A 13,195-nucleotide genomic window follows, 5' to 3' on the forward strand; every position below is an offset into this window, starting at 1 on the left:
ATTATAATCGTAGTACTAAAACAAAATCTAGGTTTAAAAAAGGAAAAAAATGACTCAAGAAGAACTTGACGCCTTGATGAATGGTGATGTAAATTTTGATGAGGATGCAGAGTCTAACATTAAAAGCGAAACAGAGTCTCACAATATAGAATCTGAAGAAGGATTAATGCTAGAAGATGTAAAGGTGTCTGATTATAAACCAGATCCTAGTGTTGTATGGCCACCACCACCACCAAATCAAGAACATAAGGTAGTTCATCAACTTGATGATGTTACTAAAGACAGTGAGTTAAAAGCTACTGAGATGATGGATAAGCTAGAAAGTATCAATAATTTCTTTGCAGATTCTGAAAATTTGTTTAGTGAGATTGATAAAGTATTAGCTAAAAATATTGAAATATTTTCAAAACTAAATGAGAAATTTCCAAATGTTGTCAGTTTTAATGAAGCTTTGCAGTTAAATTCAAAAGTGAAAAAAACAAGTCAAGAAATTATTGATAAGTTGCAATGTGGACAAGATGAAGTAATGATGGCAATGGATGCTATGCAATATCAAGATATTCACCGTCAAAAAATAGAGCGCGTTATCAATGTAATGCGTGCCTTGAGTCGCTATATGAGTTCTTTGTTTGAAGGTAGGATTGATGATAAGAAACGAGTGAGTTCTGCAGTTCATATTGAAGGTGATTCTACTACTGATATTGTAAGCAATGATGATATAGAAGCGCTTATAGCAAGTTTGGGTCAAAAATGATTATTCCAGAGATTGTAGCTCCTGCGGGAAATTTTGCAAAATTAAAAATCGCTTTAGCTTATGGAGCTGATGCAGTTTACGCAGGGGTAAATAATTTTTCTTTGCGCTCTCGCACTGCTAGAGAATTTAATTATGAGAGTTTTGAAGAAGCTATTGAGTATACCCACCAAAGAGGCAAAAAGGTTTATGTTACTTTAAATGGTTTTCACTTGGGTGGACAAATAGAATCTTTAAAAAAACATATTTTAAAGCTTAAAGAGATGAAACCCGATGCTTTTATAGTAGCTTCAGTGGGTGCAATGGCTTTGGTTCGAGAGTTAGCTCCTGAAATAGCCTTGCATGTATCTACTCAAGCTAATGTTTTAAACTATCTTGACGCAAGAGTTTATAAAAATATGGGTGCAAAACGAGTAGTTATCGCAAGAGAGTTGAGTCTTAAAGATGCTAAAAGTTTAAAAGAAAATTGCGATATTGAGCTAGAAGCTTTTGTGCATGGATCGATGTGTTTTGCTTACTCGGGTCGCTGTTTGATCAGCTCGGTTCAAAGCGGAAGAATGAGTAATCGTGGCTCTTGTGCTAATGATTGTAGATTTAATTACGAACTTTATGCAAAAAATCCTGAAAATGGAGTACTTTTTCGTTTAGAAGAAGATGAAAATGGTACCCATGTATTTAACTCTAAAGACTTAAATTTATGCTCTTACATAGAAAAAATTATGAAAGAAGATTGCATAAGCGCATTTAAAATAGAGGGCCGTACTAAAAGTGAGTATTATGTTGCACTTACAACTAGAACTTACAAAATGGCCATACAAGATGTTTTAGAAGGTAAATTTGAGGCAAGTAAGTATGAAAAAGAAATTGCTACGCTTAAAAATCGCGGTTTTACAGACGGTTATCTTGTCTCACGCCCTTTAGAAAAAGCAGATACACAAAATCACGATACGAGCATAGAAGAGGGTACTCATCAAGTACATGCTATCGTTGAGGATGGAGAGTATTTTAAATGCAAGGGCAAGGTTGTTTTAAACAAAGCTTATGAAATTTTAATGCCTTTAGGTGATGAAATTGAGACTTGTGATAATAAATTGGGTAAGATTTATAAAAAAGAAGATAAATATTTTGTAGAATTTAAAAAACTTATTTCTAAAAACAATAAAGAATTCAACGAAATTCATAGCGGAAACGAAAACGAAATCAAAATGCCAAATAAAATCAGCAGTTTTAGTTTTTTAAGAAAGGAAATTGGATGAAATTTGTATCAATTATGATGGGAAGCAAGAGTGATTATGAAATCATGAGCGAATGTGCCAAAACGCTTGAAAAATTTGGTGTAAAATATGAACTCATTATCAGTTCTGCTCACCGTAGTCCAAAGCGAACTCAGGAATATATTAAAGAAGCAGAAGAAAAAGGAGCTAAAGTTTTTATCGCAGCTGCTGGGATGGCAGCGCATTTAGCAGGAGCAGTTGCAGCTTATACAACCAAACCTGTTTTGGGAGTACCTATGCCTGGAAGTGCTTTAGCGAGTATGGATTCTTTATTTTCAACCGTGCAAATGCCAGGTGGAATTCCTGTGGGAACTTTAGCAGTTGGCAAAGCAGGAGCTAAAAATGCAGCTTATTTAGCTATGCAAATTCTTGCTCTTAATGATGAAACTTTAGCAAAAGCTTTAAAGCAAGATAGAAAAAATCAAGAAGAAAACTTAATCAGTGATTCTAAGAGTGTAGAAGTTTTATTGTAAAAAAGGATGAAAATGCAAACTTATTTAGAGCTCCAAGAATTTTGTAAACTTGTGCATTTAAATGAAGATGTTGTAAAGGGAATGATGGCAAATGGTGCTTTAAATTTCAAAGAAGAAGAGGGAAAAATTTATATCGAAGCAAACCAAGGAACTTTTAGCGTTGTTCCAAGTGCTTCTAACTCAAAGCCTGCTATGGTAAATTCTATGACTTTGGCAGGAGAAAGCTTTGTAGAAAAGACTATAGGAACAATTTTAAATTTGCATGAGAAGGTTTTAGATGCAAAGGATGAAACTCTTGATGCTTTAAAAAATGAAAATAAATTTTTAAAAGATGCGCTTTATTCAATGCAAGAGCTTTATGATGAAGATAGAAAAACTATTGAAACTTTAAATCATGAATTAAAACACGCCCGAGAAGAAATAGAATTTTTAAAACGTAAATATAAGCTTATGTGGAGTAAGACAGCTGAAATTTTTGGGGCAAGAACTGAGCCTGATTTGGAAATGAAAAAAGATGAAAATTCTAGTACAGCAAATGAAAAATTAAATGAAAATAAAGAAGGTTAAAATGACTTTTTCTCAGATGATATTAAATTTACAAGAGTTTTGGCAAAAACAAGGTTGTGCAATCATGCAGCCTTACGATATGCCAGCAGGAGCTGGAACTTTCCATCCAGCAACTTTTTTAAGAAGTCTAGGTAAAAAACCTTGGGCTACAGCTTATGTGGCTCCTTCTCGTCGTCCAACAGATGGAAGATATGGAGAAAATCCTAATCGTCTTGGGGCTTATTATCAATTTCAAGTCCTAATGAAGCCAAGTCCTGATAATATTCAAGAGCTTTATTTAAAAAGCCTTGAAAATTTAGGTTTTGATCTTAAAAGCCATGATGTGCGTTTTGTTGAAGACAATTGGGAGAGTCCAAGTCTTGGCGCTTGGGGTCTTGGTTGGGAAGTTTGGCTTGATGGTATGGAAGTAACTCAATTTACCTATTTTCAACAAGTTGGTGGAATCGCAGTAGATTTGGTAAGTGCTGAAATCACTTATGGGCTTGAAAGAATTGCTATGTATCTCCAAAATGTAGATAATGTTTATGATATTGTTTGGAGCGAATTTAATGGGGAAAAAATTAAATACGCAGATGTGCATAAGCGCAGCGAGTATGAATTTAGTAAATATAATTTTGAAATCAGCAATGTAGATTTTTTAAATCAGCAATTTGAAAATACTTATAAAGAATGTAAAAGTATTTTAGAACAGGGATTGGCTTTGCCTGCTTATGATTATTGTATGCTTGCAGCTCATACTTTTAACTTGCTTGATGCAAGGGGTGCTATTTCTGTTGCACAAAGACAAGATTATATGCTAAAAATTCGCGAGCTTTCGAAAACTTGTGCTGAAATTTATAAGAAAAATTTAGATGAAACTGATTGAAATTTATAATTTTTTAGACAAGCTAAGCCCTTTTGAAACTCAAGAAATTTGGGATAATAGCGGTCTTTTACTTGGGAATTTTAACGATGAAATTCATAATGTTTATCTAAGCCTTGATATAGATGAGCAGTTGATCCAAAATGCAGAAGAAAATTCCTTATTTATCACGCATCATCCTTTAATTTTTAAAGGCTTGAAGGATTTGGCAAATTCAGCCTATCCTAGAGCTTTTGTTAAGGAAATGCTTAGAAAAAATCTTTCTTTAATTTCTATGCATACTAATTTTGATCTTAGCCATTTAAATACTTATTTTATAGAAGAAATTTTGGGATTTGAAATTTCTTCTAAAAATAAATTTTTAGCTTATATAGATGTAGATATGAGCTTTGAAGAGCTTTGTATTGTGGTTAAAAAGCGTTTAAATTTAGAAATTCTAAGAACAAGTTTTTGTGGAAAAGAATATTTGAAACGCTTAGCTGTTTGCACAGGGAGTGGGGGAGATTTGTTAAATGAAGTTAAGGCAGATTGCTATTTAAGTGGCGATTTTAAATACCATCAAGCCTTAGAAGCCATAAGCAATCATCTAAATTTGATTGATTTAGGACATTTTGAGAGCGAACGCTATTTTGCTCAATGTTTAGCAAAACACTTGAAAAATTTGCCGCTAAAAGTTATAATAACAGTTTCAAAAAATCCATTTCAATATTCTTAAGGAAAATAAATGAATAAATATCTCGAACAATTAGTGCTTTTATCAAAAATAGATCAAGAAATTGACAGCTTTGAACCGAAGATGGAAAGTATTAGCAAGACTTTAAAAGATGCTGAAAATAAGATTGCTAAATTTAATGTTGAATTAAATAATTTAGAAAATGAAATTCAAGATGTAGAAAATCAAAAAGTTCAAAATAATGCTCATATTTCAGAGTTTTCAGCTAAAATCAAAGAGCTTTCTAAAAAGAGTGGAGCTGTTAAGACAGAAAAAGAAGCAAATGCTTTAAAAATCGAAGAAGATATCGCTAAAGAGCAGCTTGATGCGGCTAATGATGAGATTGTTCGTTTGGATAAAATTTTAGAAAATAAAGAGCTTTTCAAAAAAGAACTTTTGGAAGAAAGAGCAAAAGAGGAGCAAAATTTAGATGAAATAAGAGTAAGCATTAGTTCTCAAATGGATGGCTTGGAGAAAGAAAGAATGAATGTTTATACTAAAAAGACTAAATTAGTTGCAGAGATGAATCAAAAAGTTTTAAGCTTTTATGAAAAGATTAGAAAATGGGCTAAAAATACAGCCGTAGTTCCCGTTAAAAAACAGGCTTGTTATGGCTGCTTTATGAAAATTTATGATAAAACTTATTTATCAGTGATTAAGGGTGAAGAGATTATAACTTGTCCTCATTGTGGAAGAATTTTATATAAAGAGCAAGAAGATCAAAATTGATTTTTCTTTATTATATTTTAGTGTGGATAGCTTTTTTACTCTGCGCTATCCCACTTTTTTTACTTTCTTTATTTAAGCCAAAATATAAATATAGCTTAAAGGCTAGATTTTTTCTCTTTCGTAATATATCTCAAAAAAGATCGGATGTGCATTTTCATGTTTGCTCATATGGAGAAGCAAGAAGTGTCAAAGAGCTTGTTTTAAGATTTGATTCAAGAATTACGACTATTACACAGACGGGTTATGATTATGCTAAAGAAATTTGCAATAAGGTAAATTATCTTGCTTTTGAAAATTGGATTCCATTTTGGCTCAAACCTAGCAAGGTATTAGTGATTTTTGAAGCCGAGTATTGGTTAATGCTCGTTTTTATAGCAAAGCTTCAAAAAAGTAAGGTTATTTTGCTAAATGCTAGAATTTCAGATAATTCATATGCAAGCTATAAAAAATTTAGATTTTTTTATAAGAAAATTTTTTGTTATATAGATGAAGTTTTTGCACAAAGTGAGGTGGATAAAATAAGATTAGAAGATTTGGGTGCTAAAAATGTTAAAATTTTTTCAAATATTAAATCCAAATTGCAAATATTTCCTACACAAAAATACCTTAAACCTAAGCGAAAATTGATTATTTTTGCAAGCACTCATAAGGGTGAAGAAGAACTTTTACTCAAGCATTATAAAATGGATAAACAAGAGAAATTAATCATCGCTCCAAGGCATCCTGAGCGTTTTTTAGAAGTGGAACAATTATTGCACGATAAAGGTTTAAAATTTGATAAATTTAGTTTATTGCAAAATGAAGATAAAAAATTTAATCAAGATATTTTATTATTAGATTGTTTGGGTGAGCTTGTAAATTTTTACGCCATTTCAGATGTAGTTGTACTGGGAGGTTCTTTTTTTGAGGGGATAGGAGGACATAATCCCATAGAGGTGGCTCATTTTAATAATGTATTGATAAGTGGGATTTATATACATAATCAAAAAAGTTTATTTCAAGAAGTGGATAATGTCTATTTTTGTGAAGACTTAAAAGAACTTGATGGTATAATTCATAATTACAATTTAAAAGCAAAAATAGCACAAAATAATGATTTATCAACCATAATACAAGCTATACAGGAAGGTATTGATGCAAGAAAAAGCATATAAACTTTTAGCTTTGCAAGAAAATATTTCAAACCGCGAAGCAAAAGATTTGATAGATAAGGGTTGCGTTTTTTCTCATGGTAAAAAGGTAGTTGTAGCAAGAGCTTTGATGAGTGATAAGACGAAATTTAGCATTGTAAAAACTAGCAAGCCTAAAGTAATTTTTGAAGATGAAAATATCATAGCCATAAATAAACCCTATGCTTATATCAGTGAAGAACTTGAAAAAAAATTCAATGCAAAGTTACTTAACCGTCTTGATAAAGAAACTAGTGGTGTTATACTGCTTTGTAAAAATGAAGATTTTCGAAAAATATGCATTGAAGAGTTTAAAAAACAAAGAGTTTATAAAAGCTATATAGCTGTTTTGGATGGAATTTTAGCAGAAGAAATTGAGATTGATGAGCCTATATTAACCATAAAAACTAAGAATGGAGCTTTGAGCAAAATTTCTAAAGAGGGTTTAAGCGCGGTCAGTATTTTTACTCCTATTATGATGCAAGCTAAAAAAACTTTGGCTAAAATTATCATTAAAACAGGCAGAACCCATCAAATAAGAGTGCATGCTAAATTTATCAAGCATGGAATTATAGGAGATGAAAAATATGCTAAAATTTCAAGTGATAGGATGTATTTGCATAGTCATGAAATTCGAATTTTAAATTATCAATTTAAGGCAGAATTAGATTCTAGCTTTTCAAAGCTTGGTTTTGAGATAAAAAATTTAGATTTTTAAAGCCATTTAAGAAAAGATTTTGTATAATACTCAACTTAAAATTTAAAAATAATAGAAAGGTAATAAAGTGTTTGAATTAGTCAGCGAATCTTTTAAATCAGCGATTAATAAACTTCGTTTTGTTGATGATGAAAAAGCGCTTAAAAATGCTTTAGATACCTTAAAAAAAGCCTTACTAAAAGCAGATGTACACCATAAAGTGGTTAAAGATTTGCTTTTGCTTATTGAAGAAGATGTTAAAAAAAATGGCATAGGACAAAAGCAATTTTTAGAAGCTATTAAAACCAATTTAGAAAATATTTTGAATGCTGATGGAAAAAATCAAGGTTTTGTTTTTGCTACCAAGCCTCCAACTGTTGTTTTAATGGTGGGTCTACAAGGTGGAGGTAAAACCACAAGTACGGTTAAGCTTGCCAACTATCTAAAACTTCGCAATAAAAAAGTTTTAATAGCTGCTTGTGATTTACAGCGTTTGGCTGCAGTAGAGCAACTTAAACAGCTTTGTGAAGCTAATGAGTTAGATCTTTTTTATATCGAAAATGAAAAAGATCCGATTAAAGTGGCACAACAAGCTTTAGAAAAAGCAAAAAATTCTATGGCAGATGTATTGCTAGTCGATACTGCAGGAAGATTGGCTATTGATGAGGCTTTAATGAATGAATTAAAAGCGGTAAAAAATGTTTTAAATCCAGATGAAATTTTCTATGTCGCTGATGCTATGAGTGGACAAGATGGTGTTAAAACAGCCTCAAGTTTCAATGAGCTTTTGAGTATTACAGGAGTTATTTTATCTAAATTTGATGCAGATACCAAAGGGGGTATAGCTTTAGGTATTACGAAGCAAATTGGAATCCCTTTAAGATTTGTAGGCGTGGGTGAAAAGATAGCGGATTTAGAAATTTTTATTCCTGAAAGAATAGTTAATCGTATAATGGGTGAAGGCGATTTGGCAACTTTAGCTGAAAAAACTGCGGCCATTATCGATGAAAAAGAGGCTAAGAAATTAAATCAAAAAATCAAAAAAGGCGAGTTTAATTTCAATGATTTTTTAACTCAAATGGAAAGTGTTAAAAAATTGGGTAGTATGAAGTCTATTATAGGAATGATACCTGGACTTTCTAATGTTGCTTCAAGTGTAAAAGATCTTGATTTGGATAATTCTAAAGAAATTATACATATTAAAGCCATGATTTCATCTATGACGCCAAAAGAAAGAGAAAATCCAGATTTACTTAATAATGCTAGAAAGCGTCGTATAGCAGAAGGCGCTGGATTGTCTCAAGTTGAAGTTAATCGCTTTTTAAAACAATTTGCAAATGCTGCTAAACTTGCTAAGAGATTTTCAGGAAAAAAGGGTATGGATAGTTTAATGCAAATGATGAATCAAGCTAGAAGACAATTTTAGATTTTTTATCTATAAATACTTTTAATAGTATCTATAGTTAAAAAATTTTTATTTTTAAGGAGTGTATATGACAGTAATTAGACTTACAAGAATGGGAAGAACTAAAAGACCATTTTATCGTATAGTAGTAACAGATAGTAGAAAACGTCGTGATGGCGGATGGATAGAAAGCATTGGATATTATAATCCTATGGTTGAGCCTGAAGTGGTAAAATTTGACTCTGAGCGTCTAGCTTATTGGAAAAGCGTTGGTGCAAAACTTAGTGATAAAGTAGCTTCTATTACTAGTAAATAAATTTCATGGTAGAAAATTTTTTAAGAGAATACGCTAAACTCATAGCAGATTATCCGGATAAAATTGCAACAGAAAAAATAAAGCTTGATGAAAATTTTGCTGAAATTATACTTTATGCTGATAAAATTGATACCGGTAAGCTTATCGGCAAAAATGGAAAAATGATCAATGCAATAAAAACAGTTGTCTCAGCTTGTAAAAGCAAAGATTCAATGAGTTATCGTGTAACGGTTAAAGCACTTGAGTGAAAGAAATTTTATTCAAGTTGCCAAACTTGGAAAAACTGTTGGACTTAAAGGGTATTTAAAACTTTACAACCTAAGTGACTTTATCCAGCAATTTAAAAAAGGAGCTTCTTTTTTCACTGAAAATGGCAAAAGTCAGTTGAAAATTAAACACTACAATTTAGCTAACTCTTCTGTTTTGTTTGAAGGTTATGAGAATGTTGAAGCTGCAAAACAGCTTATTAATCTAATTCTTTATCAAAGTATTGAAGCTACAAGACAAACTTGCATATTGAAAAAGGATGAATTTTTTTATTTTGATATTTTAAAATGCGAAGTATTCGATGATGAGCGAAGGTTGGGGAAAGTGGTGGATATTCTTGAAGTAGGAGATTCTTATTTATTTGAAATTCAAAGCGATCAAGAGTTAATTGATAAAGCTTATGCTAAAACTTTTTTTATTCCCTATATTGATAAATATGTCAATAAAATTGATATAGAAAAATATTCTATTTTTTGCACCAAAGATGCTTTTTTAATCTTAGAAAATTCATGAAGTTTAGTTTTGTTTCTTTATTTCCCAATTTGCTTGAATTTTATTTTAAAGATTCTATTCTTGCCCGAGCAATTCAAAAAGAGCTTTTTCAACTCGACTTTTTAAACCCAAGAGATTTTACAGATAATATTTATCATAAAGTAGATGATTATAAAATTGGCGGTGGAGCTGGTTTGTTAATGCAAATTAAACCTCTTTATAACACTTTAAAATTTATCAAAGATAGTGAAAAAGATCCTTATTTTATTTTTCTAAATCCAAGTGGAAAAACTTTCAATCAAAAAGATGCAAAAAGATTAAGCAAGAAAGAAAATATTGTTTTTGTTTGTGGGAGATATGAAGGCATTGATGAAAGAGTAATAGAAATTTTTGCTAATGAAGTGTTTAGCATAGGAGATTTTATTTTAACGGGCGGAGAACTTCCAGCGCTTACTCTTTGTGATGCTATTGCAAGAAATATCAATGGAGTTTTGGGTAATGCTTGCAGCCTGGAAGAGGAAAGTTTCGAAAATGATTTATTAGAAGCTCCTTCATTTGCAAAACCTTTTATTTTTGAACAAAATTTTAAGAAATTTTATACTCCTTCAGAGTTTTTAAAGGGTAATCACGCTAAAATTGCGACTTTAAAAACTACTTTAGCGTCTTGCAAAACGAAATTTTTTCGTCCAGATTTATTTTTAGAGCATGAACGCAAAAAATAAGGAATTTTTTATGAAAAATAAATACATAGAACAATTTGAAGCAAAACAAATTGAGGGAAAAAATGTTCCAGAATTTCGTGCTGGCGATACTTTAAGACTTGCAATTCGCATCAAAGAGGGCGATAAAACTAGAATTCAAAATTTTGAAGGAATTTGTATAGCTAGAAGAGGTAATGGTGTAGATGAAACCTTTATCGTTCGCAAAATGGGTGCTAATAATGTTGGCGTAGAAAGAATTTTTCCAATTTATAGCGAAAGTTTAGAGAGTATTACTGTTGTAAGAAAAGGTCGTGTTCGTCGTGCTAGATTGTTCTATCTTAGAGATAGACGCGGTAAAGCAGCACGTATTAAAGAACTTAAAAAATAATCTGCAAAATTATTATTTTGCAGATTTAGCATCTTTCTGTTTTTTAAATAAATATATTTTAACTAATTTATAAAATTTATTATTTAGTTATTATTGTTAATAATATTTTGTTATGATTTAGATATATAAAATATTATTAAGGGAGAAAAATATGCTTTCTACAAAAAAAATTTTATTGGCTCTCATAAGCATACCAATATTTCTAAATGCAACTGAATATCAGTTAAGTACCCATATTTTAGACATTAACTCTGGCCAACCTGCATCTAATGTAAAAGTAGAGCTTTATAACTTGGATCAAAATCGACAATGGGTCAAGATAAGTGAAAAATTTACAAAAAAGAATGGTAGGATAGCAGATTTTCTTCCTTATGAAAAAACAGAAAATCGTTCTTTTGGAGTTTATAAACTCAAATTTTATACCAAAGATTATTATATATCACATAAAGTTGATAGTTTTTACCCCTTTGTAGAAGTAAGTTTTGAACTTTTAAAAGATCAAAAACATTATCATATACCTATTACCTTATCTCCTTTTGGTTACTCAACCTATAGGGGAAGTTAAAATTATATCTTTAGGAAATAACGATGACTTGGACTAAAAATTCTTGGAAAAATTTTTCTATTAAGCAGCAGCCTATTTATTCTAATCAAGAGGAGCTAAATAAAGTCTTAAATAAACTTGAAAAACTTCCTCCTTTGGTTTTTGCAGGTGAAGTAAGAGAGCTTCAAAGTGCTTTAGCAAGAGTATGCCGAAAAGAAGCTTTTTTACTTCAGGGTGGAGATTGTGCAGAAAGTTTTGCAAATTTTGGAGCAGTAAATATACGAGATATGTTTAAAATTTTACTTCAAATGGCTATAGTTTTAACTTTTGCGGGTGGTTGTCCCGTTGTTAAAATTGGTCGTATGGCGGGGCAGTTTGCTAAGCCAAGAAGTAGCGATTATGAAGAGATAAATGGAGTAAAGCTTCCAAGTTATAGAGGTGATATCATTAATGGCTTTGAATTTAATGAAAAAGCTAGAATTCCTGATCCAAATAGAATGCTTGAAGCTTACTATCAAAGTGCTACTACTTTAAATTTATTGCGCGGTTTTGCTAAAGGGGGATTAGCTAATTTACACGAGGTGCATCGATGGAATTTAGGTTTTTTGAAAAAAAGCGAGCTGCATCAACAATACACCGATATCAGTGAGAAAATTTCTCAGGCCTTAGATTTTATGGAGGCCTGTGGTATTAATACCTATAATACTCCAAGCTTAAAAGAAGTTGATGTCTATACTTCTCATGAAGCTTTGCTTTTGCCTTACGAGGAAGCTTTAACTAGAGTGGATAGCTTAAGTGGCGAAATTTATGATTGTTCAGCTCATATGCTTTGGATAGGTGAGAGAACTAGGGGTCTTGATGAAGCTCATGTACACTTTTTAAGTGGAGTTAGAAATCCTTTAGGAGTAAAAATAGGCCCAAATGCAAGTGCTGATGATGTGATCGCTTTAGCTAATGCTTTAAATCCAAACAATGAAGAGGGTAGATTAAATATCATCATTAGAATGGGTGCTGAAAAAATAGCAACTCAATTGCCTAAAATTTTCTCTAAACTTAAAAAAGAGGGATTAAATTTAGTTTATAGTATAGATCCTATGCATGGTAATACGGTAAAAGCAGGGGATTTTAAAACGCGTGAATTTGATAAAATCATGCAAGAAGTAAGATATTTCTTTGAAATAGCTATGAGCGAAGGTGTATATGCAGGTGGAGTTCATCTTGAAATGACAGGACAGGATGTAACCGAATGTACGGGTGGTGCGAGTAATGTTACTGCGCAAAGTTTAGAAAAACGCTATGAGACACAGTGCGATCCAAGACTTAATGCAGATCAGGCACTTGAGCTTGCGTTTTTGATTGCTGATTTGGTTAAAAAGGCAAGAAAATGAAAGTCTATGGGATTAAAAACTGTAATTCCGTAAAAAAAGCTCTAGAGTTTTTAGATAAAAAAGCTCTAGAATTTGATTTTATTGATATTAAAAAGATTGATTTGGGCGTGCTTGAAAACTGGCTTAAATATAAAAGATTTAGTGAAATTATCAATACTGCAGGCACTACTTCAAAAAAACTCGGTTTGAATAAAGACAAGATAGAGAGCTTAAGCGAGCTTGAGTTGAAAAATATTATTTTAGAAAATCCAAGTTGTATTAAACGCCCTGTTATAGAAAAGGATAACCAAATTTATATTGGCAAAGAATATGAACAAATTTTGTGATTTTATCTCTTGAAAGATGATTCATTCTTTCAATCTTAAAAACTTTTACCATTTTATTTTTTAAAATATATTTGCTGATGGTGATAAAATTATCATGATAAATTTCAGGTAATTTTTAGTGATAAATTCTTTCA

General features: G+C 31.3%; 18 protein-coding genes. All 18 read left to right on the forward strand.

Going from position 1 to position 13,195, the window contains the following annotated elements; genetic code table 11:
• Positions 1 to 49 precede the first annotated feature (49 nt).
• The 18 genes from KAR88_RS04195 (at position 50) to KAR88_RS04280 (ending at position 13,061) form a co-directional block, all read left to right on the forward strand.
• Entirely contained in the window at positions 50 to 754 is a 705-nt protein-coding gene (locus KAR88_RS04195; RefSeq protein ID WP_002776477.1) for a chemotaxis protein, read from the forward strand.
• A complete protein-coding gene (locus tag KAR88_RS04200) occupies positions 751 to 2,007 on the forward strand; it encodes a peptidase U32 family protein (protein ID WP_002776479.1) in 1,257 nt (418 codons plus the stop codon). Before KAR88_RS04195 ends, KAR88_RS04200 begins: the two co-directional genes overlap by 4 nt.
• Positions 2,004 to 2,498, forward strand: a complete 495-nt coding sequence (gene purE / locus KAR88_RS04205; protein ID WP_002776481.1) for a 5-(carboxyamino)imidazole ribonucleotide mutase — start codon at positions 2,004 to 2,006, stop codon at positions 2,496 to 2,498. Before KAR88_RS04200 ends, purE begins: the two co-directional genes overlap by 4 nt.
• Positions 2,499 to 2,510: 12 nt before the next feature.
• Positions 2,511 to 3,065 (forward strand): DUF3972 domain-containing protein, encoded by a 555-nt coding sequence (locus tag KAR88_RS04210; protein ID WP_002776483.1) that lies wholly within the window; start codon positions 2,511 to 2,513, stop codon positions 3,063 to 3,065.
• 1 nt (position 3,066) lies between these two features.
• The gene (gene glyQ, locus KAR88_RS04215) at positions 3,067 to 3,930 is read left to right on the forward strand and encodes a glycine--tRNA ligase subunit alpha (RefSeq protein ID WP_002776485.1); all 864 of its coding nucleotides are present in this window, start codon (positions 3,067 to 3,069) and stop codon (positions 3,928 to 3,930) included.
• The gene (locus KAR88_RS04220) at positions 3,917 to 4,642 is read left to right on the forward strand and encodes a Nif3-like dinuclear metal center hexameric protein (RefSeq protein WP_192801241.1); all 726 of its coding nucleotides are present in this window, start codon (positions 3,917 to 3,919) and stop codon (positions 4,640 to 4,642) included. Before glyQ ends, KAR88_RS04220 begins: the two co-directional genes overlap by 14 nt.
• A gap of 9 nt (positions 4,643 to 4,651) precedes the next feature.
• On the forward strand, positions 4,652 to 5,368 hold the full coding sequence (locus tag KAR88_RS04225; protein WP_002776489.1) for a zinc ribbon domain-containing protein: 717 nt from the start codon (positions 4,652 to 4,654) through the stop codon (positions 5,366 to 5,368).
• A complete protein-coding gene (gene waaA, locus KAR88_RS04230; protein ID WP_002784217.1) occupies positions 5,365 to 6,522 on the forward strand; it encodes a lipid IV(A) 3-deoxy-D-manno-octulosonic acid transferase in 1,158 nt (385 codons plus the stop codon). The genes KAR88_RS04225 and waaA overlap by 4 nt, the downstream gene beginning before the upstream one ends.
• Positions 6,503 to 7,255: an RluA family pseudouridine synthase gene (locus KAR88_RS04235; protein WP_002781565.1), complete on the forward strand. Its 753-nt coding sequence runs from the start codon at positions 6,503 to 6,505 to the stop codon at positions 7,253 to 7,255. Before waaA ends, KAR88_RS04235 begins: the two co-directional genes overlap by 20 nt.
• 67 nt (positions 7,256 to 7,322) lie before the next feature.
• Positions 7,323 to 8,660: a signal recognition particle protein gene (gene ffh, locus KAR88_RS04240; RefSeq protein ID WP_002793308.1), complete on the forward strand. Its 1,338-nt coding sequence runs from the start codon at positions 7,323 to 7,325 to the stop codon at positions 8,658 to 8,660.
• Positions 8,661 to 8,727: 67 nt separating this feature from the next.
• Positions 8,728 to 8,955, forward strand: coding sequence for a 30S ribosomal protein S16 (gene rpsP / locus KAR88_RS04245; protein ID WP_002776499.1), 228 nt, complete (start codon positions 8,728 to 8,730; stop codon positions 8,953 to 8,955).
• A 5-nt stretch (positions 8,956 to 8,960) separates the two neighbouring features.
• Positions 8,961 to 9,203, forward strand: coding sequence for a KH domain-containing protein (locus KAR88_RS04250; RefSeq protein ID WP_002776501.1), 243 nt, complete (start codon positions 8,961 to 8,963; stop codon positions 9,201 to 9,203).
• Positions 9,196 to 9,735 carry a ribosome maturation factor RimM gene (gene rimM, locus KAR88_RS04255; protein WP_002781561.1) on the forward strand — a complete coding sequence of 180 codons (540 nt, stop codon included), beginning with the start codon at positions 9,196 to 9,198 and terminating at the stop codon, positions 9,733 to 9,735. Before KAR88_RS04250 ends, rimM begins: the two co-directional genes overlap by 8 nt.
• Positions 9,732 to 10,436 (forward strand): tRNA (guanosine(37)-N1)-methyltransferase TrmD, encoded by a 705-nt coding sequence (gene trmD / locus KAR88_RS04260; RefSeq protein ID WP_002781559.1) that lies wholly within the window; start codon positions 9,732 to 9,734, stop codon positions 10,434 to 10,436. Before rimM ends, trmD begins: the two co-directional genes overlap by 4 nt.
• A gap of 10 nt (positions 10,437 to 10,446) precedes the next feature.
• Complete coding sequence (gene rplS, locus KAR88_RS04265; protein ID WP_002776507.1) at positions 10,447 to 10,803, forward strand: 50S ribosomal protein L19; 357 nt, start codon at positions 10,447 to 10,449, stop codon at positions 10,801 to 10,803.
• A gap of 151 nt (positions 10,804 to 10,954) precedes the next feature.
• Complete coding sequence (gene uraH, locus KAR88_RS04270; RefSeq protein ID WP_002785946.1) at positions 10,955 to 11,368, forward strand: hydroxyisourate hydrolase; 414 nt, start codon at positions 10,955 to 10,957, stop codon at positions 11,366 to 11,368.
• A 23-nt stretch (positions 11,369 to 11,391) separates the two neighbouring features.
• On the forward strand, positions 11,392 to 12,735 hold the full coding sequence (locus KAR88_RS04275; RefSeq protein ID WP_002781555.1) for a 3-deoxy-7-phosphoheptulonate synthase class II: 1,344 nt from the start codon (positions 11,392 to 11,394) through the stop codon (positions 12,733 to 12,735).
• Positions 12,732 to 13,061 (forward strand): Spx/MgsR family RNA polymerase-binding regulatory protein, encoded by a 330-nt coding sequence (locus tag KAR88_RS04280; protein ID WP_002776527.1) that lies wholly within the window; start codon positions 12,732 to 12,734, stop codon positions 13,059 to 13,061. The genes KAR88_RS04275 and KAR88_RS04280 overlap by 4 nt, the downstream gene beginning before the upstream one ends.
• Positions 13,062 to 13,195 lie beyond the last annotated feature (134 nt).

The sequence above is a fragment of the Campylobacter sp. JH23 genome (genome assembly GCF_017846595.1).
Classification (GTDB): domain Bacteria; phylum Campylobacterota; class Campylobacteria; order Campylobacterales; family Campylobacteraceae; genus Campylobacter_D; species Campylobacter_D coli.

Bases quoted from the DNA above. Each gene is read 5' to 3' on its own strand.
- KAR88_RS04195 (WP_002776477.1), top strand. From the start codon at position 50: ATGACTCAAGAAGAACTTGACGCCTTGATGAATGGTGATGTAAATTTT.
- KAR88_RS04200 (WP_002776479.1), top strand. From the start codon at position 751: ATGATTATTCCAGAGATTGTAGCTCCTGCGGGAAATTTTGCAAAATTA.
- purE (WP_002776481.1), top strand. From the start codon at position 2,004: ATGAAATTTGTATCAATTATGATGGGAAGCAAGAGTGATTATGAAATC.
- KAR88_RS04210 (WP_002776483.1), top strand. From the start codon at position 2,511: ATGCAAACTTATTTAGAGCTCCAAGAATTTTGTAAACTTGTGCATTTA.
- glyQ (WP_002776485.1), top strand. From the start codon at position 3,067: ATGACTTTTTCTCAGATGATATTAAATTTACAAGAGTTTTGGCAAAAA.
- KAR88_RS04220 (WP_192801241.1), top strand. From the start codon at position 3,917: ATGAAACTGATTGAAATTTATAATTTTTTAGACAAGCTAAGCCCTTTT.
- KAR88_RS04225 (WP_002776489.1), top strand. From the start codon at position 4,652: ATGAATAAATATCTCGAACAATTAGTGCTTTTATCAAAAATAGATCAA.
- KAR88_RS04235 (WP_002781565.1), top strand. From the start codon at position 6,503: ATGCAAGAAAAAGCATATAAACTTTTAGCTTTGCAAGAAAATATTTCA.
- rpsP (WP_002776499.1), top strand. From the start codon at position 8,728: ATGACAGTAATTAGACTTACAAGAATGGGAAGAACTAAAAGACCATTT.
- KAR88_RS04250 (WP_002776501.1), top strand. From the start codon at position 8,961: ATGGTAGAAAATTTTTTAAGAGAATACGCTAAACTCATAGCAGATTAT.
- trmD (WP_002781559.1), top strand. From the start codon at position 9,732: ATGAAGTTTAGTTTTGTTTCTTTATTTCCCAATTTGCTTGAATTTTAT.
- rplS (WP_002776507.1), top strand. From the start codon at position 10,447: ATGAAAAATAAATACATAGAACAATTTGAAGCAAAACAAATTGAGGGA.
- uraH (WP_002785946.1), top strand. From the start codon at position 10,955: ATGCTTTCTACAAAAAAAATTTTATTGGCTCTCATAAGCATACCAATA.
- KAR88_RS04275 (WP_002781555.1), top strand. From the start codon at position 11,392: ATGACTTGGACTAAAAATTCTTGGAAAAATTTTTCTATTAAGCAGCAG.
- KAR88_RS04280 (WP_002776527.1), top strand. From the start codon at position 12,732: ATGAAAGTCTATGGGATTAAAAACTGTAATTCCGTAAAAAAAGCTCTA.